Origin of the sequence: Neisseria sp. 74A18 (genome assembly GCF_001308005.1) — a bacterium.
GTDB classification, from domain to species: Bacteria; Pseudomonadota; Gammaproteobacteria; order Burkholderiales; family Neisseriaceae; genus Neisseria; species Neisseria dumasiana.
This window is the reverse complement of the sequence record NZ_LGZA01000015.1, coordinates 1-24,793: the sequence shown is the minus strand read 5'-3', so window position 1 is coordinate 24,793 and position 24,793 is coordinate 1. Positions and strand designations below refer to the sequence as shown.

Annotated in this window: 21 protein-coding genes and 1 pseudogene; 17 read left to right on the top strand and 5 right to left on the bottom strand. The window is 51.0% G+C overall.

Annotated features, from left to right (window positions below; genetic code table 11):
• Nucleotides 1-210 precede the first annotated feature (210 nt).
• The 6 genes from alaS (at nucleotide 211) to hemF (ending at nucleotide 8,246) form a co-directional block, all read left to right on the top strand.
• Entirely contained in the window at nucleotides 211-2,835 is a 2,625-nt protein-coding gene (gene alaS / locus AKG43_RS06150; protein ID WP_054599686.1) for an alanine--tRNA ligase, read from the top strand.
• 55 nt (nucleotides 2,836-2,890) lie between these two features.
• Entirely contained in the window at nucleotides 2,891-3,946 is a 1,056-nt protein-coding gene (locus AKG43_RS06145; protein WP_054599710.1) for a DUF262 domain-containing protein, read from the top strand.
• Nucleotides 3,939-4,619 carry a hypothetical protein gene (locus AKG43_RS06140; protein ID WP_054599685.1) on the top strand — a complete coding sequence of 227 codons (681 nt, stop codon included), beginning with the start codon at nucleotides 3,939-3,941 and terminating at the stop codon, nucleotides 4,617-4,619. Before AKG43_RS06145 ends, AKG43_RS06140 begins: the two co-directional genes overlap by 8 nt.
• A 163-nt stretch (nucleotides 4,620-4,782) precedes the next feature.
• Nucleotides 4,783-4,941: a hypothetical protein gene (locus tag AKG43_RS12750; protein ID WP_156300629.1), complete on the top strand. Its 159-nt coding sequence runs from the start codon at nucleotides 4,783-4,785 to the stop codon at nucleotides 4,939-4,941.
• A 160-nt stretch (nucleotides 4,942-5,101) separates the two neighbouring features.
• Nucleotides 5,102-7,237 carry a polyribonucleotide nucleotidyltransferase gene (pnp, locus tag AKG43_RS06135; protein WP_054599684.1) on the top strand — a complete coding sequence of 712 codons (2,136 nt, stop codon included), beginning with the start codon at nucleotides 5,102-5,104 and terminating at the stop codon, nucleotides 7,235-7,237.
• 103 nt (nucleotides 7,238-7,340) lie between these two features.
• Nucleotides 7,341-8,246, top strand: coding sequence for an oxygen-dependent coproporphyrinogen oxidase (gene hemF, locus AKG43_RS06130; protein ID WP_054599683.1), 906 nt, complete (start codon nucleotides 7,341-7,343; stop codon nucleotides 8,244-8,246).
• Between the two features lie 75 nt (nucleotides 8,247-8,321).
• Here hemF and AKG43_RS06125 read toward each other — a convergent pair whose 3' ends face one another.
• A complete protein-coding gene (locus AKG43_RS06125) occupies nucleotides 8,322-9,197 on the bottom strand; it encodes a DMT family transporter (protein ID WP_054599682.1) in 876 nt (291 codons plus the stop codon).
• A gap of 131 nt (nucleotides 9,198-9,328) precedes the next feature.
• Between AKG43_RS06125 and AKG43_RS06120 the strand changes: the two genes are divergently transcribed.
• Entirely contained in the window at nucleotides 9,329-10,894 is a 1,566-nt protein-coding gene (locus AKG43_RS06120) for a murein hydrolase activator EnvC (protein ID WP_231718120.1), read from the top strand.
• Nucleotides 10,895-11,333: 439 nt separating this feature from the next.
• The gene (locus AKG43_RS06115) at nucleotides 11,334-12,797 is read left to right on the top strand and encodes a S41 family peptidase (protein WP_054599708.1); all 1,464 of its coding nucleotides are present in this window, start codon (nucleotides 11,334-11,336) and stop codon (nucleotides 12,795-12,797) included.
• A gap of 45 nt (nucleotides 12,798-12,842) precedes the next feature.
• Here the strand turns inward: AKG43_RS06115 and AKG43_RS13265 are convergent.
• Nucleotides 12,843-13,059 (bottom strand): annotated as a pseudogene (locus AKG43_RS13265) (lipoprotein signal peptidase).
• 163 nt (nucleotides 13,060-13,222) lie between these two features.
• On the opposite strand from AKG43_RS13265, the gene AKG43_RS12745 reads away from it, so the two are divergent.
• The 9 genes from AKG43_RS12745 to AKG43_RS06060 all read left to right on the top strand — a co-directional run bounded on the left by AKG43_RS12745 (nucleotide 13,223) and on the right by AKG43_RS06060 (nucleotide 21,037).
• Nucleotides 13,223-13,765, top strand: a complete 543-nt coding sequence (locus AKG43_RS12745; protein ID WP_054599680.1) for a DUF2062 domain-containing protein — start codon at nucleotides 13,223-13,225, stop codon at nucleotides 13,763-13,765.
• On the top strand, nucleotides 13,755-14,351 hold the full coding sequence (locus AKG43_RS12740) for a type IV secretion protein Rhs (protein WP_231718119.1): 597 nt from the start codon (nucleotides 13,755-13,757) through the stop codon (nucleotides 14,349-14,351). The genes AKG43_RS12745 and AKG43_RS12740 overlap by 11 nt, the downstream gene beginning before the upstream one ends.
• A 109-nt stretch (nucleotides 14,352-14,460) precedes the next feature.
• The gene (gene corA, locus AKG43_RS06095; RefSeq protein ID WP_054599679.1) at nucleotides 14,461-15,525 is read left to right on the top strand and encodes a magnesium/cobalt transporter CorA; all 1,065 of its coding nucleotides are present in this window, start codon (nucleotides 14,461-14,463) and stop codon (nucleotides 15,523-15,525) included.
• Nucleotides 15,526-15,628: 103 nt separating this feature from the next.
• Nucleotides 15,629-16,126: an acyl-CoA thioesterase gene (locus tag AKG43_RS06090; RefSeq protein WP_054599678.1), complete on the top strand. Its 498-nt coding sequence runs from the start codon at nucleotides 15,629-15,631 to the stop codon at nucleotides 16,124-16,126.
• A 93-nt stretch (nucleotides 16,127-16,219) separates the two neighbouring features.
• Nucleotides 16,220-17,011, top strand: coding sequence for a polyamine aminopropyltransferase (locus tag AKG43_RS06085; protein ID WP_054599677.1), 792 nt, complete (start codon nucleotides 16,220-16,222; stop codon nucleotides 17,009-17,011).
• 42 nt (nucleotides 17,012-17,053) lie between these two features.
• Nucleotides 17,054-17,386 (top strand): ferredoxin, encoded by a 333-nt coding sequence (locus AKG43_RS06080; RefSeq protein ID WP_054599676.1) that lies wholly within the window; start codon nucleotides 17,054-17,056, stop codon nucleotides 17,384-17,386.
• A gap of 71 nt (nucleotides 17,387-17,457) precedes the next feature.
• Complete coding sequence (locus AKG43_RS06075; RefSeq protein ID WP_054599675.1) at nucleotides 17,458-18,102, top strand: alpha/beta hydrolase; 645 nt, start codon at nucleotides 17,458-17,460, stop codon at nucleotides 18,100-18,102.
• Nucleotides 18,103-18,814: 712 nt separating this feature from the next.
• Nucleotides 18,815-19,636: a bifunctional hydroxymethylpyrimidine kinase/phosphomethylpyrimidine kinase gene (gene thiD / locus AKG43_RS06065; RefSeq protein ID WP_054599673.1), complete on the top strand. Its 822-nt coding sequence runs from the start codon at nucleotides 18,815-18,817 to the stop codon at nucleotides 19,634-19,636.
• 201 nt (nucleotides 19,637-19,837) lie between these two features.
• The gene (locus tag AKG43_RS06060; protein WP_054599672.1) at nucleotides 19,838-21,037 is read left to right on the top strand and encodes an amino acid aminotransferase; all 1,200 of its coding nucleotides are present in this window, start codon (nucleotides 19,838-19,840) and stop codon (nucleotides 21,035-21,037) included.
• A 443-nt stretch (nucleotides 21,038-21,480) separates the two neighbouring features.
• Here the strand turns inward: AKG43_RS06060 and AKG43_RS06055 are convergent, their stop codons facing one another.
• The 3 genes from AKG43_RS06055 to AKG43_RS06045 all read right to left on the bottom strand — a co-directional run.
• Complete coding sequence (locus AKG43_RS06055; protein ID WP_082402999.1) at nucleotides 21,481-22,590, bottom strand: PoNe immunity protein domain-containing protein; 1,110 nt, start codon at nucleotides 22,588-22,590, stop codon at nucleotides 21,481-21,483.
• 19 nt (nucleotides 22,591-22,609) lie between these two features.
• The gene (locus AKG43_RS06050) at nucleotides 22,610-24,037 is read right to left on the bottom strand and encodes a hypothetical protein (protein ID WP_054599671.1); all 1,428 of its coding nucleotides are present in this window, start codon (nucleotides 24,035-24,037) and stop codon (nucleotides 22,610-22,612) included.
• A 1-nt stretch (nucleotide 24,038) separates the two neighbouring features.
• Nucleotides 24,039-24,793: DUF2345 domain-containing protein (locus tag AKG43_RS06045; protein ID WP_156300628.1), on the bottom strand; the 755-nt coding region annotated here is incomplete at its 5' end.

The window sequence follows — 24,793 nt, the reverse complement described above, 5'->3', positions numbered from 1 at the left end:
GGGTAAAAACCATCATAAAGTTCCCGCCGTTAAAACAAACTTATCCCGGCAAACAGAGGTTTGCCCAAGTATAGGGCAGCGCACTGCTTTTGAGTAGGCGTAACATCAAATCTGCGGTAATATACGCAAGATTTTAATCCGATTTTTCAGACGGCCTCGAGCAAACCATCGGGCCGTCTGAAACCGTTTCAAACCTTAACTGTAAATATCATGAATACATCCGAACTCCGCCAAAAATTCCTCAAGTTCTTTGAAAGCAAAGGCCATCAAATCGTTCACTCGTCTTCACTCGTGCCGCACGACGACCCCACCCTGCTCTTCACCAACGCAGGCATGAACCAATTTAAAGACGTATTCTTAGGCTTCGACAAACGCCCCTACAACCGCGCCACCACCGCCCAAAAATGCGTACGGGCAGGCGGCAAACACAACGACCTCGAAAACGTAGGCTACACCGCCCGCCACCACACCTTTTTTGAAATGATGGGAAACTTTTCTTTCGGCGACTACTTCAAACGCGATGCCATCCATTTCGCTTGGGAATTTCTCACCGCTCCCGAATGGCTGAACCTGCCCAAAGAAAAACTCTTGGCCACCGTTTACGCCGAAGACGACGAAGCCTACAACATCTGGCTCAACGAAATCGGTATGCCGTCTGAAAAAATCATCCGCATCGGCGACAACAAAGGCAGCCGCTACGCCAGTGACAACTTCTGGCAAATGGGCGACACCGGCCCCTGCGGCCCCTGTTCCGAAATCTTCTACGACCACGGCGACCACATTTGGGGCGGCCCTCCGGGAAGCCCCGAAGAAGACGGCGACCGCTTTATCGAAATCTGGAACTGCGTATTCATGCAGTTCAACCGCGACGAACAAGGCAATATGAACCCGCTGCCCAAGCCTTCGGTAGATACCGGCATGGGCTTGGAACGCATGGCCGCCGTGATGCAGCATGTGAACAGCAACTACGAAATCGACTTGTTCCAAAACCTGCTCAAAGCCGCCGCCTGCGAAACCGGCACCGAATTCAGCATGGACGTACCCAGCCTGAAAGTGATTGCCGACCACATCCGCGCCTGCTCGTTTTTAATTGCCGACGGCGTGCTGCCGAGCAACGAAGGCCGCGGCTATGTGCTGCGCCGCATCATCCGCCGCGCCGTTCGCCACGGCTACAAACTCGGCCAAAAAGGCGCGTTCTTCCACAAACTCGTGCCCGATTTGGTGGCCGAAATGGGCGAAGCCTATCCCGAACTGAAAGAACGCCAAAGCCAAATCGAAGAAGCCTTGAAAAACGAAGAAACCCGCTTCGCCCAAACCCTCGAAACCGGCATGGCTTTGCTAGAAAATGCTCTTTCAGACGGCCGTAAAGTGCTGGACGGCGAAATCATCTTCAAACTCTACGACACCTACGGCTTCCCCTACGACCTTACCGCCGACATCTGCCGCGAGCGCGGTATCGACATGGACGAAGACGGCTTCAACCGCGAAATGGAAGCCCAGCGCGCCCGCGCCCGCGCCGCACAAAGCTTCAAAGCCGACACCCAAATCACCTACGACGGCCAAGATACCGAGTTCAAAGGCTATACCCAACGCCAAACCGAAGCCAAAGTATTGGCCTTATATAAAGGCAGCGAAGCCGTAACCGAACTGAACGAAGGCGAAAGCGGCATCGTTGTGCTCGACCAAACCCCTTTCTATGCCGAATCGGGCGGACAAGTGGGCGATGTCGGCCATATCGTTTCAGACGGCCTCAACTTCCGCGTGGAAGACACACAAAAAATCAAAGCCGCCGTTAACGGCCACTTCGGCAGCGTCGTAACAGGCCGTCTGAAAGTAGGCGACAGCGTCAGCGCACAAGTCGATAACGCCATCCGCGACGCCATCACCAAAAACCACAGCGTTACCCACCTGATGCACCAAGCCCTGCGCGACGTGCTCGGCACCCATGTCGAACAAAAAGGCTCGCTGCAAAACGCCGACATCACCCGCTTCGACATTTCCCATCCGCAAGGCATCACCGCCGAAGAAATCGCCGAAGTCGAACGCCGCGTCAACCACGCCATCATGCAAAACGTGCCCGTAGAAGTCAAAACCATGAGCATGGAAGAAGCCCAAAAAACCGGAGCCATGATGCTGTTCGGCGAAAAATACGGTGATTTCGTGCGCGTTGTTGTTATGGACGAATACTCCACCGAACTGTGCGGCGGCACCCACGTTACCCGCACCGGCGAAATCGGCTTCTTTAAAATCATTTCCGAAGGCGGCATCGCAGCAGGCATCCGCCGCGTCGAAGCCATCACCGGCCAAAACGCCCTGCAATGGGCGCAAAACCAAGAGCGGTTGATCAAAAACATCATCGCCGAAGTCAAAGCCCAAACCGAGCGCGACGTATTGGCCAAAATCCAAGCCAACGCCGCCCAAACCAAAGCGCTGGAAAAAGATTTGGCCAAAGCCAAAGCCGAGCTTGCCGTACACGCCGGAGCCAAACTTTTGGATAACGCCAAAGACGTAGGCGAAGCCAAACTCGTGGTGGCACAAATCGAAGCCGACGCAGCCGCCTTGCGCGAAATCGTTACCGACCTTACCGGTAAATCCGATAAAGCCATCGTACTGCTCGCCGCCGTAAACGACAGCAAAGTTTCCCTGTGCGCAGGCGTTTCCAAACCGTTAACCGCCAAAGTGAAAGCAGGCGACTTGGTGAAATTTGTCGCCGAGCAAGTAGGCGGCAAAGGCGGCGGCCGGCCGGATTTAGCGCAGGCCGGCGGTACGGATGCCGCTAAACTGCCCGATGCTTTAAATAGCGTGAACGATTGGGTTGGCGGAAAGCTGGCTTGAGATAAATCAATTTGTTGTTAATGACAATATTTTAACTTTTAGGAATTTTAAATATATGAAGATAATTAGAAATACTATGCCAATAGCTGATATTTATAATTTGATGAAAGCTAAAGAGTTAATAATTAATCGCCAATATCAGCGTTCTCAAGGATTATGGCCGAATAATGCAAGAGCCTATTTTATTGATAGTGTATTGAATGAATTTCCTTTTCCCAAAATTGTATTAAGACAAACGATTGATTTAAAATCAAAATCATCTCACAGAGAGATTATAGATGGTCAACAACGATTAACCACTATCTGTGATTTTATAGATAATAAATTCACTTTAACGTCAGTTAGTGAAAAATATAATGGCCAAACTTTTAAAGATTTGGAAGATGATATTAGAAGTAATTTCTTGGCTTATGAAATCTCAGTTGATAATATTATTTCTGCAACTGAAGAAGAAATTTTAGAAATTTTTCGTAGAATCAATTCATATACTTTACCACTAAACCCTCCTGAAAAACGACATGCTACTTATCAAGGAGAATTCAAATGGTTTATAGCAGGTTTAACTGAAGCTATTACTCCCTTTCTAAATGCAAATGAAATTCTTACTGTTAGACGTATAGCACGAATGGAAGATGCAGATTTGTTAACAGAGTGTTGTCAATTGATAATTGATGGCATTCAGGCAAGAAGTGACAAAAAACTAGATGATTTATATAAAAATTTTGATACAAGTTTTCCTGAAAAACAAAATATTGAAAATATAGTCATGGAGACATTTCATTTTTTGAAAAACAATATGCTAAGTGTTTTCACGGAATGTAAGGTGCAACCCTATCAATTTTATTCTTTAATGTCAGCTTTAATATTTAATAAATATGGACTACCTAATACAGAAAACATTTTTGATTTGAAACCAATAGGTAAATTTGTAGAAAATTTAAATGACTCAGTATATAAGATTATTGATTTATTCTCAAAAGCTGAAATGAAAGAAACTGGAGGAGAAAGTAACGATTTTGTAGAGGCATCAATGTCTACTACTCATGGTTTAAAAAATCGTACTACTAGATTTAAAGTGTTAGTTGAGGCATTAAGGATAAAAAATGCTTAATTTATACAAACAAAAACAAAGTTTTTGTAAGATGAATTATATTATTCAGAAAAAATTTTATCCCAACCTTAACAATACTTCCTCTAAGGAAAGTTTAATTTATTGTTCTGGTTTAATAAATACTATATGGAATAGATGGAATTATTTTTGGCGAAGTTATTGGATCGCTAATTCAATAGGTGGTATAGATTTATATAATCGCAGCATTGTACCTATAAAGAATAATTCAAGAAGGTATACAGATTTGCAAGCCTGTCATTATATTATTAAACATGTTATACAAGGTAGAAGGCATTTGTTTGGAGAAGAATTGTTAGGTAGCCACCAAGAAATTACATGGGGTGACCCCAATAAAATAGAAGAAATTGCATCAAAATTTTTAAATATTTCTACTATTTCTTCTTTTCATTCTGGTCAAATGAGTATAATTCTTAATTTATTGCCTTTGTATAAAATAGACATTATGCATTGCCAAAAGATTAGAAATGTTTATATGCACCTAACTAATGATAATATTAAAAATATTTTGATGCCTATTTCAAATTACTATAGTTTTTCTGATACAGCTAATAAGGATATACTTCATATTCTAAAAGCTATTCATATCCAAAATCATAAACCTTGTGTTTTGAATATATCACAGCAGATGACAGCTATGATTTTATCTATTTAACTTAAAATGCGCTTGCAAGTTAACTTAAAATGCGCTTGCAAGGGGCGGTGCTATATTTTATCCAAATGTTTTGAATTTGAGTTTTGACAGTTACTTGAATCCGAGTAACATGTATTTTCACTACATGTTTTATATTTTGAAATAACAACATAGACTCCATCACATGATAGATGGCCGTCTGAAAATGCTTTTTCAGACGGCCTTATCAAAAATCAAAACCGACGCGCTCCCCACTACCCAACACCTATTTCAAACCTGCCCAATCACCCTTACCTTTTCGCCGCTATTTGCCTTATCCCCGCTGGATGCTGTCGGCTTTTAAGGCTATAATCCGCTTTCAGACGGCCTGAGGCAATGCAGGCCGTCTGAAAACGTATCTAACCTGAGCCAAAGCCCGCCTGAAACCCTAACCATGCACATATATTCAGCTTGTGTGCATCATTAGTGTTTTAGTGGCTGCGGCTCTTCTTGAAAGGAACGAAATGTTCAACAAACACGTTAAATCTTTCCAATACGGCGAGCACACCGTAACCCTCGAAACCGGCGAAATCGCCCGTCAAGCCGCGGCGGCCGTGAAAGTTTCGATGGGCGACACCGTGGTTTTGGTGGCGGTTACCGCCAATAAAGACGTTAAAGAAGGCCAAGACTTTTTCCCCTTAACCGTTGATTATCTTGAGCGCACTTACGCTGCGGGTAAAATCCCCGGCGGTTTCTTCAAACGCGAAGGCAAGCAAAGCGAAAAAGAAATCCTCACCAGCCGCCTGATCGACCGCCCCATCCGCCCGCTGTTCCCCGAAGGTTTCTACCACGACATCCAAATCGTAGCGATGGTGGTTTCTGTTGACCCTGAAATCGATTCCGACATCCCCGCCATGATCGGTGCTTCTGCCGCACTGGTGTTGAGCGGCGTGCCGTTTGCCGGCCCGATCGGTGCCGCGCGCGTGGGTTATGTGAACAATGTTTATGTGTTGAACCCGACCAAAGCGCAACTGGCGAAATCGCAAATGGATTTGGTGGTTGCCGGTACGCAAAAAGCCGTGCTGATGGTGGAATCCGAAGCGCAAGAGCTGCCCGAGCACGTGATGTTGGGCGCGGTGGTGTACGGCCACGAGCAAATGCAGGCCGTGATTAATGCCATCAATGAATTTGCCGACGAAGTCAACCCCGAAGTTTGGGATTGGAAAGCGCCGGAAACCAACGAAGAATTGGTGGCCAAAGTTCGTGAAATTTCCGGCACCACGATTGCCGAAGCGTTCAAAATCCGCCAAAAACAAGCCCGTTCCGCCAAATTGGACGAAGCTTGGGCAGCCGTGAAAGACGCTTTGATTACCGAAGAAACCGACACGCTCACCGCCAACGAAATCAAAGGCATTTTCAAACAACTGGAAGCCGACGTGGTGCGCGGTCAGATTTTGGACGGCCAACCGCGTATCGACGGCCGCGACACCCGCACCGTGCGCCCGATCAACATCCAAACCGGCGTATTGCCGCGCACCCACGGTTCCGCCCTGTTTACCCGCGGCGAAACCCAAGCTTTGGCAGTAGCCACTTTGGGCACTCAGCGCGACGAGCAAATCATTGATGCTTTGAGCGGCGAATACACCGACCGCTTCATGCTGCACTACAACTTCCCGCCGTACTCTACCGGCGAAGTGGGCCGCATGGGTGCGCCGAAACGCCGCGAAATCGGCCACGGCCGTTTGGCCAAACGCGCGCTGGTTGCCGTGCTGCCTTCACCGGAAGAATTCAGCTACACCATGCGCGTGGTTTCCGAAATTACCGAGTCTAACGGTTCGTCTTCTATGGCTTCCGTGTGTGGCGGCTGTTTGAGCCTGCTGTCTGCCGGTGTGCCGCTGAAAGCACACGTTGCCGGTATCGCCATGGGCTTGATTTTGGAAAACAACAAATTCGCCGTATTGACCGATATTCTGGGCGACGAAGACCACTTGGGCGATATGGACTTCAAAGTGGCCGGCACCACCGAAGGCGTTACCGCACTGCAAATGGACATTAAGATTCAGGGCATTACCAAAGAAATCATGCAGATTGCTTTGGAGCAGGCCAAAGAGGCGCGTCTGCACATTTTGGCGCAGATGAAAGAAGCCGTTGAAGGCCCGCAAGAGCTGTCGCAACACGCTCCGCGCCTGTTTACCATGAAGATCAACCAAGACAAAATCCGCGATGTGATCGGCAAAGGCGGTGAAACCATCCGCAGCATCACTGCCGACACCGGCACCGAAATCAATATTGCCGAAGACGGCACGATTACCATTGCCGCCACCACTCAGGAAGCGGGCGATGCGGCGAAAAAACGCATCGAAGAAATCACCGCCGAAGTGGAAGTGGGCAAAGTGTACGACGGCACGGTATTGAAACTGCTTGATAACAACGTCGGCGCCATCGTTTCCGTGATTCCGGGTAAAGACGGCTTGGTACACATCAGCCAAATCGCCCACGAGCGCGTGAAAAACGTGAGCGACTACCTGCAAGTCGGCCAAAACGTGAAAGTGAAAGCGCTGGAAGTGGACGACCGCGGCCGTGTGCGCCTGTCGATGAAAGCCTTGATCGAAGCGCCTGAACGCGAGCCGCGCCAAGAGCAACCGGTAAGCGGCGAATAAGCGTTTAACTGCATAAAGGCCGTCTGAAAATCATTCAGACGGCCTTGTTTCCATCTATTTCTTTATTGAGGCCGTCTGAAAAAAACGGCAAAAGAGAACAATCATGCATACAGAATCCGTATTGGCCGTTTTGAAAACGCTGCAAAACCAAATCTGTGAAGCCTTGGAAGCGGAAGACGGCGAAGCCCGTTTCGTTGCCGACCAATGGCAAAGCAAACTCGGTATCGGCGAGAGCCGCGTATTGAAAAACGGTAAGGTATTCGAGCAGGCCGGTGTTAATTTTTCGCATGTGAAAGGCGATGCCATGCCCGCATCCGCCACCGCACACCGCCCCGAATTGGCGGGAGCACGCTTTGAAGCGATGGGCGTGTCGCTGGTTATCCATCCGAAAAACCCTTATGTGCCCACCAGCCATGCCAATGTGCGCTTTTTTATCGCCTATCCCGAAGGCAAAGAGCCGGTGTGGTGGTTCGGCGGCGGCTTTGATTTAACGCCGTTTTACCCGTTTGAAGCAGACATTCTGCACTGGCATCAAACCGCCGCCGCCGTGTGTGCGCCTTTCGGCGAAGATGTTTATCCGCACTACAAACAGTGGTGCGACGAGTATTTTTATCTCAAGCACCGCGGCGAAACGCGCGGCGTGGGCGGGCTGTTTTTCGACGACTTGAACCGCTGGGATTTCGATACCTGCCTGAATTTCATCCGCGCCGTCGGCGAAGGCTATATCGAAGCCTACCGCCCCATCGTTGCCCGCAGAAAAGCCGCAGCATACGGCGAGCGCGAACGCCAATTCCAACTTTACCGTCGCGGCCGCTATGTGGAATTTAATTTGGTATGGGACAGAGGCACGCTGTTCGGCCTGCAAAGCGGCGGGCGCACCGAAAGCATTTTGATGTCGATGCCGCCGCTGGTGCGCTTTGAATACGCCTACGAGCCGGAAGCGGGCACGCCCGAAGCGCGCTTGAACGAATTTCTGAAACCGCGCGATTGGTTGCAAGAATTGGCTTAAGGCGAATCCTTATAACGAGAGAGGCCGTCTGAAAAAAGATTTTCAGACGGCCTCAATGATATCTGCCTCAAACCGCTATATGCCCAACCAACCCGACACCACCGGCCAATAAAACAGACAAGCGATGGCACACACCGCCACTACGATACCGGCCGCATTGATGGTGCTGATTTTTTCTTTAAACGCCAACGCACCCACCAGCGTACCCAGCACAATCACACCGATGTTCATACCCGCAAACACCAGCGTAGGGTTGCTGCTCATCACCTGATGCGCCCGCACATAAGTAAAAATGTTGGCAAAATTCAAACAGCCCAACACCAAACCGCCCAACACGCCTGCCGCAGTCCATTTGGTGGATTTGGAAAACAGATAGGCAAACATCAACACCGCCGCCAAACAGAATGCAATCAACAAGTTGCCCGAAAAAGCCGTGCCGCTTTTCGCCACCTGTTTAAACAGAATATCAATCACACCATAGCCCGCCCACACGCCGAGCAGCAACAGCGCACCGGCGGCGAAGCCTGCCGATTTCTTACCGCCATCCGACTTCCACAGCAGGCAAAACAAAGCCGTAAACGCCAACGCCAAGCCGATCAAACGGCCTTGCGTCAATTGCTCGCCAAACAGCGTAAACGAGGCCGCCACCGGCAAAAACAGCGACAGCCGCTGCGCCGCGTCCGACTTCACAATACCCGTTTTATCTACCGCTCTGCCCATAATGATGAACACCACCGGCAGCAGCACGCCCAAAGCCGCAAACAGCCACCACGTCGGCAGATAAGCCTTCCAAGCATAAAGGTCGGGCTTGAGAAAATACATGCACAAAGCAATGGCCGCGATATAGTTCACCGCCACCGCCTGCTCGATATCGATCTTTTTAGAACGCGCTATCTTCAGCAAAACCGACACCGACACGCTGCACAGAATACTGATAATCAAATAAATCATAAGGAATACATCCACCCGTCAAAAAGCCGGAACCGCCCGCCGCCACCTGTAAAACCTATCGCAGCCGAACGCGTTTTCCGGCAGGTTCAAACCAACCGTCAGCCGCGGATTATACCTGCCGCCGCAAAAAAATGTCCTGCCGCAACAGCCTCAATCAAAGCCAAACCCAGCCGTCCTTGCCCGCCATCGCGCCCGCAAACCCAAGCATCACCGCATGTTACATCAAACGGCAACTCAGGCCGTCTGAAAAGCCAACCGCCAAAGCAAGCACATTTTCAGACGGCCTGCCAATCCGCTATAATTGCAGCTTTCATAAACCGTATCCTCCATACGCCATGTCTTTCAAACCGCTGCTGCTCTCAACCGCCCTACTCTGTTTTTCCGCCGCTGCTTTTGCCCAGCCCGAATCACCACCGGCTACGGCAGCCGAAGCCGCCGGTGACTTGAAAGACGTTCAACAAGCCATCAACGCGGCACAGGCCGATTTAAAGCAAAAACAGACCGCCCGCAAAAATGCCCGCGCCACGCTTGAGCGCACCCGCGCCGCCCTTGCCAAAGCCCAGCAAGAGCTTGCCGCCGTCAACAAGCAGCAAAACGACGCTTGGCAAAGGCTGCAAAAGCTGCAAAACGAATTAGGCCGTCTGAAAACCGAAGTAACCGGCACCAAAGCCCAGCTTGCCCGCCTGCTGTCCAGCCAATACAAAAACCGCCAGCCCAACGCCGTGGTGCTGTTTTTGAAAAACGCCGAGCCGGGCCAGAAAGCACGTTATCTGCAATACAGCCGCTACATTAACGAAGCGAACCAAAAAGTGATTCAAGATTTGGTACGCCAGCAGGGCGAGCTGCAAAAGCAGGAAGCCGCCATCGACGCCGAATTGGCACGGCTGAATAAAATCAAAGCCCAAAAACAAGCCGCGATGAGCAAACTCGGCCGCGCCAACACCGCCGCGCAACGCGAAAGCCGCCAGCTTACCGCCCAAATCGACAACCAAAACAAACGCATCGCCAACCTGCGTGAAAACGAACAGCAGCTCAACCGCCTCATTGCCGACATTGCCCGCCGCAATGCCGAAAAGCGCAGGCAGGAAGCCGCGGCGCGCAAAAAAGCCGCCGAAGAGCGTTTAGCCGCCGCTGAAAAAGCACGCAAAGCAAAAACCAAAACAGCCAAAGCGCAAAACAAAGCTGACAACAAAGCCAACAAGCGCGACAACAAACCTACTCAAACCGCGCGCGCGCCGCAAGCACCCCGCTCCACCCTCACCGCCGAAGACCGCGCCTTGCAAGCCCCGGCAGAGAATGCCGAACCGTCCGGCGGCTTCAGCCGTATGCACGGCCGTCTGAACCGTCCGGTAAGCGGCAGCATCAGCGGACGCTTCGGCCAACCGCGCCCCGGCGGCGGCACATGGAAAGGTGTGTTTTTCGCCACCGGCGGCGCGGCAGTGCAAAGCATCGCCCCCGGCATCGTCGCCCACGCCGGCTCGCTTGAAGGCTACGGCAATATGGTGGTCATCGACCACGGCAACGGCTATGTCAGCGTGTATTCAGGTTTGAGCGGCATTTCCGTCTCCGGCGGCAGCAGCGTCAGCGCAGGGCGAACCATCGGTACCAGCGGCAGCCTGCCTTCCGGCGAACAAGGTTTGTATTTCGAAATCCGCCGCAACGGCCAGCAGATGAACCCCTTATCGTGGATACGCTGACAAACCGGCTTTTGCCCGCACAAACCTTTTTCAGACGGCCTCAACCCAATGCTTTCATCACAGGTACAAAGGCCGTCTGAAAAATGAAAAGGCATACTGTGAAACATACCTGAAAGCCCGATCGGCAAAGCCATGACAAGCAAACTTTAAAGATATGGCACAGTCGTCATACTCGGGCTTGACCCGAGTATCTAGCGTTCCGATAAGCTCAAGAGATAACCCGATCAAACCAGAGCATGACGAAACCATGACAAAAACCGTTTATCTGTGCTATCTATCTGTTTCAAAATAGCACTTAAATCTTGTTTAACCTACCTGAATTAGTATTTTTTTACGCGGATAAGGTTGCCCGACGCCGATAAATCACATAAAGTTTCGCCATTATCCTAACAGGCCGTCTGAAAGCCTGATGCTTACAGAAGAAAGAGAAAGCAACAAGATGTCTAATTCCACTTTGAAAAAAGTCGCACTCTACACACTCGGCGCCCTCAGCGGCGTTGCCTTGAGCCTGAGCGTACAGAGTTACGCCGCGGGCGAAAAAAACAACGAAGCCCTACCCGTTCAATCCATCCGCACCATGGCGGAAGTTTACGGTCAAATCAAAGCCAACTATTATCAAAACAAATCAGACGAAGACCTCATCGAAGGCGCCATGAAAGGCATGGTAGCCGGTCTCGACCCCCATTCCGAATACATGACCAAAAAAGACTACGCCGACCTGAAAGAATCCACCAGCGGCGAATTCGGCGGTTTGGGTATGGAAGTCGGTGCCGAAGACGGTTTTGTGAAAGTCATTTCACCGATTGAAGACACACCTGCCGAACGCGCGGGCGTGAAAAGCGGCGATTTCATCGTTAAAATCAACGGCGTATCCACCCGCGGCATGACGGTTAACGAGGCCGTGAAAAAAATGCGCGGCAAACCCGGAACCGACATTGTGTTAACCCTGTCGCGCAAAGATGCCGCCAAACCGATTACGGTTAAAATCACCCGCGCCATCATTAAAGTGAAGAGCGTGCGCCACCACCTGCTCGAACCCGGCTACGGCTACATCCGTATCAGCCAGTTCCAAGAGCGCACCGTGCCCGCACTCAACGAATCGGCACAAGCGTTGGTAAAACAGAACAAAGGCGCACTCAAAGGCTTGGTGCTCGACCTGCGCGACGACCCCGGCGGCCTGCTTAACGGAGCGGTAGGCGTATCTGCCGCATTCCTGCCTGCCGATTCCACCGTGGTCAGCACCAAAGGCCGCGACGGCAAAGGCGGCATGAGCTTGAGAGCCGTTCCCGAAGACTACATGCTCTCTTCCGGCAAAGACCCGCTTTCCGGCCTGCCTGCCGAACTGAAAACCATCCCCGTAACCGTGCTGATCAACTCAGGTTCTGCATCGGCTTCCGAGATTGTGGCCGGTGCACTGCAAGACCACCGCCGCGCAGTGGTGGTGGGTACGCAAAGCTTCGGTAAAGGTTCGGTGCAATCGGTATTGCCGCTTTCCAACGGCAGCGCCATCAAGCTGACCACCTCTTTGTATTACACGCCCAAAGACCGCTCGATTCAGGCGCAAGGCATCGTGCCCGATGTGGAAGTGAAAGACAAAGACCGTTTATTTGAAAGCCGCGAAGCCGACCTGCTCGGCCATATCGGCAACCCGCTCGGCGGCGAAGAAGTGAACGGTAACGATTATGTGCCGTCTGAAAGCGCACGGGAAGCAACCGAAAGCAAAGGCAAAAAAGAAAAAGCGAAAGATGAAGACTTATCTTCGCGCCGCATTCCCAACCCCGCCAAAGACGATCAGTTGAGAAAAGCGCTGGAGCTGGTGAAATCTCCCGACCAATGGCAGAAATCGCTGGGCTTGGCGGCCAAAAAACCTGCGCCTAAAAAAGAAAACGGCGAAAGCAAATAAACCTTAAGCCACCCTCTCAGGCCGTCTGAATATTTTCAGACGGCCTCAATATTGAACGCATCCGAAACGGCTACGCAAACCGAATTCATTGCAAACCTGAAATCGTGCCGGATAAAAAACACGCTGAGACCTTTGCAAAACCCTCAGATGTGGATGCAGTTCAAGGCGTGGCAGCACAACGAGTGCAGACATATCATATTAGATAGGCAAACGAGCGGGCAGCGCACAACGCAGAAATGCGCCGTAGATGGGGGTTTTGCAAAGGTCTCAGGCTTCAAATCCGCTTAAAACGGGCATATACAGCCGATCAACTTAACTTTACCGCACATATTTGCACACAACCTGCCTGCCGCACACTCTGGAAATATCCGCTTCCGCCTTCATTTAGATTGTATACCTGATTTATTTTCCGACCGTTTACCGATATGACCGAACCACGCCGCACATCCTACCGTCAGAAACTCCCCAAACGCGAACAGATTTTCGCATCGCGCTGGAGCAAGCCTTTTGCGCCGCTGTTCGACAAACCTTATTTCTGGACACTCAACCGCCGCCAAGCCGCCGTATCGGTGGCGGTGGGAATGTTTTGCGGTTTGATGCCCGGCCCCACACAGATGATGAGCGCGCTGATTGTGGCCTACTTTCTCCGCACCAATCTGCCGGTTGCCGTATTCTCTACTCTCTACACCAACCCGCTCACCTACATGCCGCTTTACTACACCGCCTATAAAATCGGCTCACTGATTTTAGGCACCAACGGCGGCGACCTGACGTTCCCCTCGTGGAACAGCGGCAACTTTTTTTCAGAAGCCGCCGCTTGGCTTGCCGGCGCGGGCAAACCGCTGTTGGTCGGCGTTCCCGTTTTAGGTGCGGTATTATCCTTTGCCGGCTACTTCGCCGTATTGGGCATTTGGCGTTTACGCACCGCCAGACTTTGGCAGAAGCGCAAGGAAAGCCGTGAACAATAACCGCAAACGCCCGCTTACCCACGGGGAAATCGAAACCGCCCGCTTGGTGTTTTCAGACGGCATCGACTACTCCCGCGTTCACATTTCTCGCGGCATTCCGCTTATGCCCGCACTTAAAGTTGCCATGGTGCCGAACGGCAACATCTATTTTCCGCCCGATGACTGCCCTTGCGACTTTACCGAATCGCCGGAACATTACCGGGTATGGCTGATTCACGAGTTAACCCATGTTTGGCAATACCAGCTGGGCTACCGCACATGGCTGGGCGGTATGTTGCTCTCGACCAAAGGCGGTTACATCAACCGCAGCGCGTATGCCTATCCGCCGCCTGCCGAAGTGAAGGCATTTTCCGAGCTGAATATGGAACAGCAAGCCGATTTTGTTGCCCACTATTACGCTGCCCGCTACTTGAAATGGGCGGCCTACTTGCCTGACTTGCCCCATTATGAAAGGGTGCTGAAGCCCCTGCTCGAAAACCCGCACCGACGTTCATTGCTGCCTGCCTACGCCAATAAGCTGCCGTGGTTCGGCTTGGCAAAAGAACTTTCCACATCCATTGAAACCAAGTTTTCCAAACCGAAATAAGCTGTTGCAGCATTGAGTGGCAAATTAGGTATAAAATAAACCCTTGAGCCAACCGCAGCGCCATGATTGTGCCAACGGCTTTAAGGCCGTCTGAAACGCTTTAACGACAATGAATCCGAACGAAACCGACACCCTTTCCGCCCACGCCGACCTTGCCGCACCGCGCAGCAGTATTTCCGGCGCACCGAAACATGCCCTGCATCAAACCGTTTATTCTGCCGACAGCTTTTTCCAACACGATTACCTGCCGCAAGAAGGCATACCCGCCCTACGCCGCGCCGAAGCGCACGAAACCAACTGGCTGCATTTTGTGGGCATCAACGACGGCACGCTACTGAAAACCCTGCTCGCTCCCTACGGCATACACGATTTGGTGCTGGAAGATATTCTCAGCCGCCGCCAACGCCCGAAAATCGAAGACTACGGCCATTATGTGTTTATTGCCGGCCGCGTTTACCAATACACCTCTGGCAGGCTGCAATCCGATCAAGTGTATCTGATTGTGGGCGAGCAATTCGTGTTTACCTTCCAGCAGAAACCTTTGGGGCTGCTCAGCAGCATCCGCAGCCGGATGAACAACGCTCACGGCGACATCCGCAGCAAAAACGCCGCCTTCTTCGCCTACCGCATCATCGACCGTTTGATAGACGATTATTTCATCACGCTCGACCAATACGACCGCCGCGTAGAAAGCATAGACAAAACCCTGTTCAGCGCAGACAGCGGCAGCAGCGACCTGCTCGGCCGCATCCACAAACTCAAACGCGACGCCACCCGTCTGCGCCGCACCCTGCAAGCCCTGCGCGACGTGCTCTACCGCCTCACCCACGGCGACTTTGCCATTTTTAAAGGCGAACCGGTAATCTACCTGCGCGACGTGTACGACCACACCATGCAGCTTACCGAATCGCTCGACGCCTCGCGCGACACCGTATCGAGCATGATGGACGTGCATTTATCGTTCCAATCCAACCGCCTCAACCAGCAAATGCGCATGCTTACCGTGATTACCATTCTGTTTATGCCGCTCACCGTCATCACCGGCATTTACGGCATGAATTTTGAAAACATGCCCGAATTGCGCTGGCATTACGGCTACTACATGGTGCTCGGCCTGATGGCCTGCGTGATCATCGGCCTGCTCGTTTTCTTCTCGCGCAAAAAATGGCTGTAAACCTTTTCAGACGGCCTCAAACCCGACAGGCCGTCTGAAAACCGACTTTAACAGGCTTTGCTAAAACACCAATCTAAAAAACACATCAAAAGGACACCCAACCATGAGTTCAAACCACCCCGTAGAAATCCAACACGAACTGCAAATGTCGGTATTGATGATGCCCGACATGGCCAATTTCAGCGGCAACGTACACGGCGGCGACCTGCTCAAACTGCTCGACCAAGTTGCCTACGCCTGCGCCAGCCGTTACAGCGGCCACTACTGCGTAACCCTCTCCGTCGATAAAGTAACCTTTAAAGAACCCATTCATGTGGGCGAACTCGTTACCTTTTTCGCCAGCGTCAACCATGTCGGCCGCACTTCGATGGAAGTCGGCATCCGCGTTGAGGCCCAAAACATCCGCGAACGCACCGTGCGCCACACCAACAGCTGCTTTTTCACCATGGTTGCCGTAGAAAACGGCCGCCCCGTTGCCGTGCCGCCGCTCGAATTGAAAACCGAAGAACAGCGCTGCCGCTTCGAAGCCGCCGAACAACGCAAACAGCTCCGCCTGCAAGCCGATAATGTCGTCGGTTGCGCCGCTGCCGAAAAAGGCTGAAGCAACCGCCCTTGAACGCACAGCCGTCTGAAAGCCGTTCGGACGGCGGCAAACTGTATTAAAATAACGCACTTTCACACCCGATATTCCAACATGGCCAACCACCCCTACCGCCGCCTGCGCACTCAAAAAACCGAATTGCCCGAAGTGGGCATTTCCGAAACAGGCAACATCCGCTCGCTGCATCTGGGCAGCAGCACCGTACAAAGCTCCATGAATCTCGACCATCCGGCCGAACTGGTGCTTTCGTACAGCCGTGCCATGATGGGCTGGCTGCTGTTTACCGAACAGCCTCCCAAACACATTACCCAAATCGGCTTGGGCGGCGGCTCGTTTGCCCGTTGGATAGACGCCTATCTGCCCGAAACCCGCCAAACCGCCATAGACATCAACCCGCAGGTTATCAACATCGCCCGCAGCCTGTTTGAGCTGCCTTTTGAAGACGAACGGTTTGAAATCATTGAAGCCGACGGCGCCGAATACATCAAAACCCTGCGCGGCAGCACCGACGTGATTCTTACCGACGGTTTCGACGGCCACCAGATTATCGACGCCTTGGTAGAAGAACCTTTCTTCTGCGACTGCCGCCAAGCACTCTCGCCCAACGGCATTTTCGTTACCAACTGGTGGAGCGGCGACAGGCGTTACCAACGCTTTGTCGAACGCCTGCTCAACGTCTTTGAAGGGCGCGTTTTAGAACTGCCTGCCGAAAGCCACGGCAACGTTGCCGTAATGGCTTTTCAAAGCACGCCCAAAGAGCAGCGTCTCGACACCCTTAAAAAAAGAGCCGAAAAACTCAGCACGCAATACGGTCTCGATTTCAAACGCATGCTGTCCGATCTAAAGGCCGCCAACCACAACAACGGAAAACATTTTTACCTCTAACGCCCGGGCCGTCTGAACCACGCCCCGGCAGAAAGCAACATTATGACCTACTTCAACCGCCATCTATTCATCTGCACCAATGCCCGCCACGACACCTGCAAACAAAGCTGCAACGACAACGGCGAAGGCACCGCAGCCGTGGATTTTCTTAAAGGCAACGCCAAAAAAATGGGCTTGATCGGCCCCGGAAAATTACGCATCAGCAGCACAAGCTGCCTCGGCCGCTGCGAATCCGGCCCCGTAATGGTCATCTACCCCGAAGGCCGCTGGTACACTTATGTCGATGAAGAAGACTTAAAAGACATTCTCGAACAAGACCTTGCGGGTGGAGAAGCCGTCGAACGCCTGCTGGTTGACGAACCCGAATCCGAATAAACATTCCCGCCACAGGCCGTCTGAAACCTTTCAGACGGCCTCCCCGCAACCCTTTCCATCCCAATCCGATTATGCTGAAAATTGCCAACCAACACTTTATCGAAGGCCCTGCCGGCCGCTTGGAAACCATCTATCTGCCTCCGCAAGGCACGGAACGCGGCGTAGCCGTTATCAACCACCCCAACCCGCTGCAAGGCGGCACCAATACCAACAAAGTCATCCAAACCGCCGCCAAAGCCCTGAATAAATTAGGCTTCCACTGCTACCTGCCCAATCTGCGCGGCGTAGGCGGCAGCGACGGCGAACACGATTACGGCCGCGGCGAAACCGAAGACTGCATCGCCGTCATCGACTACGCCCACGCCCAACACCCCGAAGCCAAGCAGTTCGTACTCAGCGGCTTCTCGTTCGGCGGCTACGTTTCCCTCTTTGCCGCCCAACAACGCCAACCCGATCTACTGCTGCTGCTCGCCCCCGCCGTCAAACACTACAACCGCATGCCCGAGCCAAACGCTCCCGATATGGCCAAAACCCTATTGATACACGGCGAACAAGACGAAGTCATCGAGCTAGACAAAGCCTTGCGCTGGGCAGCGCCGCAAGACCTGCCCGTGGTCGTGCTGCCCGAATCCTCGCACTTCTTCCACGGCAAACTGATTCCCCTGCGCGACACCATTTTGCGCTTCGCCCCTTCCATACTCGACCGTGAAAACTAAAATTTTGCGTCGCCAGTCAGTTTGCGGAGCGGTATTTTGAGAGAAAATTCACAAATGCAACAATCACAGCAAATATCCAATGGTTATTTTGCAGGTATTTGATTGCGGAGTTCTCCCCGAATACCGCAACGCCGACTGACACCCCCAAAACCGTCCACCGCGGTTCGCAGCCCATATCCGCCGCGCTCACAATAATTATCATCGCAGATAAAGTATCCAACGGAACCATCCTGCTAAAAATCTATCCATGCAGAAGCATGGCTGAAACTTTTGCCACGGCAAACCTTTCAGCCCTTACCCCATCCTGCCGAAAGCGCACAAAACAATATTTTCAACAAAATATATAAATAACAATCAGATATGCGTTTTTAGGCAAAAATACCGCCAAGCGGAATATACAGTCATCGTAAAAAAATACCAAACAGCATTTTTATATCCTGTATAACCCCCATACCTCTATAATTCAGCCCCGCTAAAAAAAGGGCAAACCGACACCTTTACAAAACCCGCCCGATGTGGATGCTGTTTAAGGCGTAACAGCACAATTAAGTACAGGCATATTAAACAAACATATCAAAATAGATATGCATACGGTTAGCCGCCAACACGGAAATGCGCCTCCGTAAAGTTTACACAGGTGTCTCAAGCTTTCATTCAATGCCCTACTGCGAAGCGCAGCCGCGCACATTATCGACAGAAATGAGGATATTTCATGGCCAGCAAACCCCTTGTCCGCGCATTAACCATCGCAGGATCAGATTCCGGCGGCGGTGCCGGCATTCAGGCTGATTTAAAAACATTCGGTGCGCTCGGTGCATACGGAGCCAGCATCGTTACCGCCGTAACCGCCCAAAATACCCGAGGCGTGCAGGCCGTTCACGTTATCCCGCCCGAAATCATCGCCGCACAATGCGAATCGGTTTTTTCCGATATCCGCATCGATGCCGTCAAAATCGGTATGCTGCCCGATGTAGAATCCATCAAAACCGTTGCCGCCGCCCTGCGAAAATACAGCGGCGCATTTGTCGTGCTCGATCCCGTGTTGGTAGCCACATCGGGCGACCGGCTTTCCGTAGAAGACACCGTAGAAACACTTTGCAGCGAGCTTCTGCCGTTGGCCGACGTAATTACCCCCAATTTAGAAGAACTGGCCAAACTCACCGGCAACAGCCTCGCCAAAGACGAACAGGAAATGCTGGCACAAGGCAAACAATTAATGGAAAAAGGCGCGGCTGCGGCCCTTTTAAAAGGCGGCCATTGGGAAAACAGCAAAGAAGCCCGCGATTGGCTGCTTACCGAAGATTACGACCCCCAATGCTTCCGCAACAGCCGCATCGATACACCCAATACCCACGGCACAGGCTGCACCCTAGCCGCCGCCATCGCCGCCCTCCGCCCGCAACGCTCTAATTTAGGCACTGCCGTTGCCGCCGCCAAAAATTATCTGCACGGAGCCATCGAAGCCGGCGCCGGTTGGCGCGTGGGCAAAGGCGCAGGCCCTCTAGCCCATTTTTGGCGTCAATACCGCGACTAATCAGCCCAAATGCACACAGGCCGTCTGAAAACATTATTTCAGACGGCCTGAAACCTTTGCCAATGCCAACCATCTCAATTGTAAACAATCGGGCTTTATGCCAAAATCTGCCCTACCTTTACACCCAAATTTGCACATCCGAAGCAAAATCATTTGCCCAATGCAAGTCTATCCGCTTCAAAATACAAAGGAAATCCAAACATGTTCCAGCACGTTGCATTTTATCCCGGCGATCCGATTCTCAGCTTGGTCGAAACCTACAATAACGACCCCCGCGCCCACAAAGTCAATCTCGGAATCGGCATTTACTTTGATGAAAACGGCAAACTGCCTGTATTGGATTCCGTGCGCACAGCCGAAGAAAAACGCGCAGCCACAGCCCTGCCGCGCCCTTATCTGCCGATGGAAGGCCTAGATACCTTCCGCCGCGCCGTACAAAACCTGCTTTTCGGCACAAACAACCCCGCTTTGCAGGAAAACCGTATCGCCACCATCCAAACACTTGGCGGTTCCGGTGCCTTGAAAGTGGGTGCGGACTTTTTACACCGCTGGTTTCCTAAAGCCAAAGCCTATGTGAGCGACCCGACTTGGGACAACCACAAAAGTATTTTTGAAGGCGCGGGCTTTGAAGTCGGCACCTACCCGTATTACGACCCGGCTACCGGCGGCGTAAAATTTGAAGAGATGCTGGCGTTTTTATTAGGCTTGCCCGAAAACAGCGTTTTGATTCTGCACCCCTGCTGCCACAATCCCACCGGCGTGGATTTAACCGCCGCACAATGGGATGCGGTGCTGGAAATCGTGCAAACCCGCAAGCTGATTCCGTTTATGGATATTGCTTACCAAGGCTTCGGCGATGATTTGGACAGCGATGCCTACGCCATCCGCAAAGCCGTTCAGATGGGCTTGCCGCTGTTTGTAAGCAATTCGTTCTCCAAAAACATGTCGCTCTACGGCGAGCGTGTCGGCGGTTTGTCGGTGGTGTGCCCGAATGAAGAAGAAGCCGCATTGGTGTTCGGCCAATTAAAATTCAACGTGCGCCGCATATACTCCAGCCCGCCCGCACACGGCGGCTATGTGGCTGCCGACGTGATGAACACGCCGGAACTGTTTGCACAATGGCAAACCGAAGTGTGTGCCATGCGCGACCGCATCCGCGCCATGCGCCAAAAACTGTACGATGTATTAACAAACAAAGTGCCGGGTAAAAACTTCGATTACTTCATCACCCAACGCGGCATGTTCAGCTACACCGGTTTGACACCCGAACAGGTGCAGCGTTTACAAAATGAATTTGCCGTTTACCTCATCGGCTCCGGCCGTATGTGCGTGGCCGGGCTAAACGAATCGAATATCGATTATGTAGCCGACGCTTTTGCCGAAGTGCTGAAATTGAGTTAATCAACACGTTTTTAATACCAAGCAGTAAGCCGTAGAGAGAACAGTTAATAAAAAAACCGATTGCGTGAGCCGTTAAAGCGGCTTACACAATCGGTTTTTTTGAACTGAAGCCAAACGCCGCAGTAAAAGTTAATTGGATTGACCATATCATCCCAACCGGACAACTTACAGATATACGCCCTGCCCGACCACACCCTATCGTCCATTTCGGCAAACACCCCCTACCGGAAGGCATCGTTTGGAACAGTATCGCCTTACAAATCATGCCCCTGTCCACAATTGCCGACATACCCCAAGAGCAAAAATAATGCCCATCCATCAAATTCATGGACAGGCATACAAAAAACGGAAAGTGTAAACAACGCTAGAATTTCCTACATCTCAGCCTTACAGTCAGGAAAAGCAATCAGTTCTTTGTTTTATCAATTAATTTTTCTCCATATCTAGTAATTGTTTTGTAACCGTTGCAACTCTTCTTCTTCAAACCGAACATTTCCTCCATCTTCCCGTTGCAACAACCGCCATACCGTATCTTCACGGTATAACGGTTCACCATTTTCATCATATTGCGCGCTTACACGTCCGGCAGGCAAGCGCTCGCCTTGTTCTACCATGATTTCATGGCCGATAAAGTTATCTATGCCGTATTTCCCAGCGAATGGGGCGGTAGTTCCCTTGGGCAGCAGTAGAGGCAAACGGTTATCCCGTTCTTCGCTTTGTTTGATTCCGCGTTGCTCTCTGGCCCAATCGACCATATCTTTGGGATAGTAGAGATATTGGCGCAATTCGGTATCGTCGATGTCTTTCAGATAAGCCACCGCAGCGGACTCAAAGCTCCAGTAGCCGTAGTAGCCGCCCCATTCGGGGTCTTGGTCGAGGTGGCTGTCTATTATACCGTCGCCTCCTTGAATTTTTCGGTTTCCCTCATACCAGCCTGCGAGGTAGGCATTCAAATGTTTTAGGGTTTCTTTTTTGCTGTCGGCCATAATTGCCTGCAACAGGGGTTTGCGGAAGTTGAAGCCGCCGCGCGGGAATTTCTGCTTGGGGTCGAATTCCGTGGGAATGACCAGATTGATTAGTGCGCTGAATGCGGGGTCGTCCCAATCGGCAATCAGGTAGCACTCTCTGACGATATTCAGCCAGTCGGTGCGGTCGAACAGGATACACAGACCGATGGCGTTGGGCAGGTTTTCCGTTAAAGAAATGCCGTTGCCCCAAACGGACATGGTCCAGCCGTCGGCCAGCAGTTCGGGATCGTCTACGGGGTGTTTGGCATTGATGTCCAAACACAGCTGGCTGTATTCGACGGCCTGTTCGAAGCGTTGACGGACGGCTTCTATGGGATAGCCCACAGTATATTCAGTCATTACTAATAAATAAATAAATGCAGGTACTTGAGAGGGAGCATCATTTGGATAATTAGAAATACTATTAATGGCGAGCTCCACAACTTCTAAATTATCTTTGTAAGACCGTTTGAAAAATATTTCATCGAATAATCCTTGCCTATCTTTACTGAGGTCGTATTCGATTTTGATATTTGGGTATTCCATGGTTGACGTCCTTTCCTGTCTATTTGGTTTTGCCTTTGGCTTTATGCCGTTTTTCGGCGGTTTCCGCACTGTTCTTGGCTATTTGGATAACGCTGTTGATTTCACGCTCGTTACTTATATGTCTGGTTGGTTGATGGCTGCGGTGTCTGCTTTCGTCGTGCCCGTTTAACAGTGCATCGGCATGTTTCCAGCCGTCCGTTTCGGGTATTTGCAGAGCGGTAAAAATAATATGGCGACGGTATTTTAATTTCCATTTATGTGGAGGTAATGTGCCAAAATCTTTTTTTACCGAATCGGGCAATCGGGGCATCATTTTCTCCAAGCGTTGCTGAATCCACACATGATCCATCTGCACCACATGTTTTCCGTTTTCTTTAGCTGCCAACACCCCCATCATCTTTGCCAAATTCGATTGTTGTCCCATATGCGACATCGAAGCCTTTGCTTCCACTACTGCATACGGTTTTCCGCCGTTGGTTGCAGGATTAGCCTTCCAAAAACCGTCTATACCTATATCGTTACCTATCGGCTGTAACTTCTTCAATTTGCCTCTGTCATTCAATTTTCTGGCATCGGCACCTGCTTTCCATTTGCCGTTGGTGTATTCATCATGGCGTATCCAGTTGCCTTTACCCCAACCCAAAGTTTCAAGACAGTAGTAGTCGGCGATGTGCTCACCGACCCCACCGCCAAAAGAATTGGCGAGTTTGGGATACGCTGTTTGAATCCGCTCTTTCATTTTCCCCGCGCTGACTGTTTTAGTCGGTCGATCCTGACCGCTTTTCTCTTGGGCTTTCGGTGTGTTTTGTTGAGCTTTGGGTGTGTTTTTATCAGGAATCCGGTGCATGGCTGAATTATTGACCCGAGCCTTACTTTTTGTAATAGCACCTAAAACATGCGGTCGCAATAGTTGGATACAGCTGATTAGATTGCTTTCTAAAAAATCAAAACAAGTATTGATTGTACCCGACACGTCAAACCATCGGCCGAACACACTGTCTTTAGCCGATTTCAATGCGGCCTGTCTGCCTTGCTCGAGATAGCTTTTCAGACGGCCTGTATCAACCATTTGGTTCAATAGTGCTTCAGGGTTGAATGCAATAGGTTGTATTCCGTTTTTTTTGAGTTGTACATTCGCTTTTTCAATAATCAACGTGATGATTTCAAACATCAACGGTGCATAAACATCGGGATTGCGTATCAGTTGCTTAAACGTTGTTCGGACAGGGGCACCGGCACCCGGTATCAGGCAAATAGTACCTAATATCAATTCGACTTTAAGCGCGTTTTCCTCTTCTTTGTTCTTATAGTTTTTACGGTATAAATCCCAGCCTACCGAAGTAATGTCTTTAATACCCATAGCGATATTTAAGGGTGGAACAACGGCAACCATATCCACCAACAGCGATTGGATAGTTTTTTGTTCTTTTTCAGTCAAAGCCATCATATTACTCCGTGTAATCCAAATCCGTATCTAGGAAAGCTGAAAGTATTGCGTCCAAATCCGAGCCGGGTATATCCGCATCCATTTCTGCCAACTGTTGCCTGATGCCTTCTTCAGAATAATCCAGCCCAACATCAATTTCTGGTAGTTTCACTTCATCTTCCGAATAGCCGAAATACACTTCTGCTTCGCTGGCGTTGATATTTTTCAAAACTGCCTTGCCATCTTTATCCAGTTTTCCGCTATATTCCTGTCCGTTTGCCAATACAACCCTGTATGGCGCATTGCCTATCGGCATGAGGTTTGCATCATGGTAAAACAGCTCAAAATCATTTTTGTGCATGGAAAATTTAGCCATATCCATCGTCCATGAACTCGGCCCCATCACCTGAAACCCCGCACACTTCACCCACACCATCTTCGGGCAGCCCAGTTCGATATTGCCATCCTTAATCTTGATGTACGCCCCGCCGCTGGTGAGCAGGATTTCGTCTTTTGCCGCTACGGTCACTTTGCCGGCGCTGCTGGTAATGGTGGCGTCTTTGAGGGCATTGATCTGCATCTCGTCGTTCTGGGCCTGAATCTCCACCTTGCCCTGATTGGCCTGTAACTTCGCCCCGTTGCTCTGCGCGAACAGGTTGACGCTTCCGACCGCATGGGCGGTGAAGTTGCTGCCGGCGCTGATGTCGGTGTCGCCGCCGCTGATGTGGTGGATGTGTTGGCCGGCGGTGTGCAGCTGGCTTTGCGGGGTAGCGGTGG

Bases quoted from the DNA above. Each gene is read 5' to 3' on its own strand.
- alaS (WP_054599686.1), top strand. From the start codon at position 211: ATGAATACATCCGAACTCCGCCAAAAATTCCTCAAGTTCTTTGAAAGC.
- AKG43_RS06145 (WP_054599710.1), top strand. From the start codon at position 2,891: ATGAAGATAATTAGAAATACTATGCCAATAGCTGATATTTATAATTTG.
- AKG43_RS06140 (WP_054599685.1), top strand. From the start codon at position 3,939: ATGCTTAATTTATACAAACAAAAACAAAGTTTTTGTAAGATGAATTAT.
- AKG43_RS12750 (WP_156300629.1), top strand. From the start codon at position 4,783: ATGATAGATGGCCGTCTGAAAATGCTTTTTCAGACGGCCTTATCAAAA.
- pnp (WP_054599684.1), top strand. From the start codon at position 5,102: ATGTTCAACAAACACGTTAAATCTTTCCAATACGGCGAGCACACCGTA.
- hemF (WP_054599683.1), top strand. From the start codon at position 7,341: ATGCATACAGAATCCGTATTGGCCGTTTTGAAAACGCTGCAAAACCAA.
- AKG43_RS06125 (WP_054599682.1), bottom strand. From the start codon at position 9,197: ATGATTTATTTGATTATCAGTATTCTGTGCAGCGTGTCGGTGTCGGTT.
- AKG43_RS06120 (WP_231718120.1), top strand. From the start codon at position 9,329: ATGTCCTGCCGCAACAGCCTCAATCAAAGCCAAACCCAGCCGTCCTTG.
- AKG43_RS06115 (WP_054599708.1), top strand. From the start codon at position 11,334: ATGTCTAATTCCACTTTGAAAAAAGTCGCACTCTACACACTCGGCGCC.
- AKG43_RS12745 (WP_054599680.1), top strand. From the start codon at position 13,223: ATGACCGAACCACGCCGCACATCCTACCGTCAGAAACTCCCCAAACGC.
- corA (WP_054599679.1), top strand. From the start codon at position 14,461: ATGAATCCGAACGAAACCGACACCCTTTCCGCCCACGCCGACCTTGCC.
- AKG43_RS06090 (WP_054599678.1), top strand. From the start codon at position 15,629: ATGAGTTCAAACCACCCCGTAGAAATCCAACACGAACTGCAAATGTCG.
- AKG43_RS06085 (WP_054599677.1), top strand. From the start codon at position 16,220: ATGGCCAACCACCCCTACCGCCGCCTGCGCACTCAAAAAACCGAATTG.
- AKG43_RS06080 (WP_054599676.1), top strand. From the start codon at position 17,054: ATGACCTACTTCAACCGCCATCTATTCATCTGCACCAATGCCCGCCAC.
- AKG43_RS06075 (WP_054599675.1), top strand. From the start codon at position 17,458: ATGCTGAAAATTGCCAACCAACACTTTATCGAAGGCCCTGCCGGCCGC.
- thiD (WP_054599673.1), top strand. From the start codon at position 18,815: ATGGCCAGCAAACCCCTTGTCCGCGCATTAACCATCGCAGGATCAGAT.
- AKG43_RS06060 (WP_054599672.1), top strand. From the start codon at position 19,838: ATGTTCCAGCACGTTGCATTTTATCCCGGCGATCCGATTCTCAGCTTG.
- AKG43_RS06055 (WP_082402999.1), bottom strand. From the start codon at position 22,590: ATGGAATACCCAAATATCAAAATCGAATACGACCTCAGTAAAGATAGG.
- AKG43_RS06050 (WP_054599671.1), bottom strand. From the start codon at position 24,037: ATGATGGCTTTGACTGAAAAAGAACAAAAAACTATCCAATCGCTGTTG.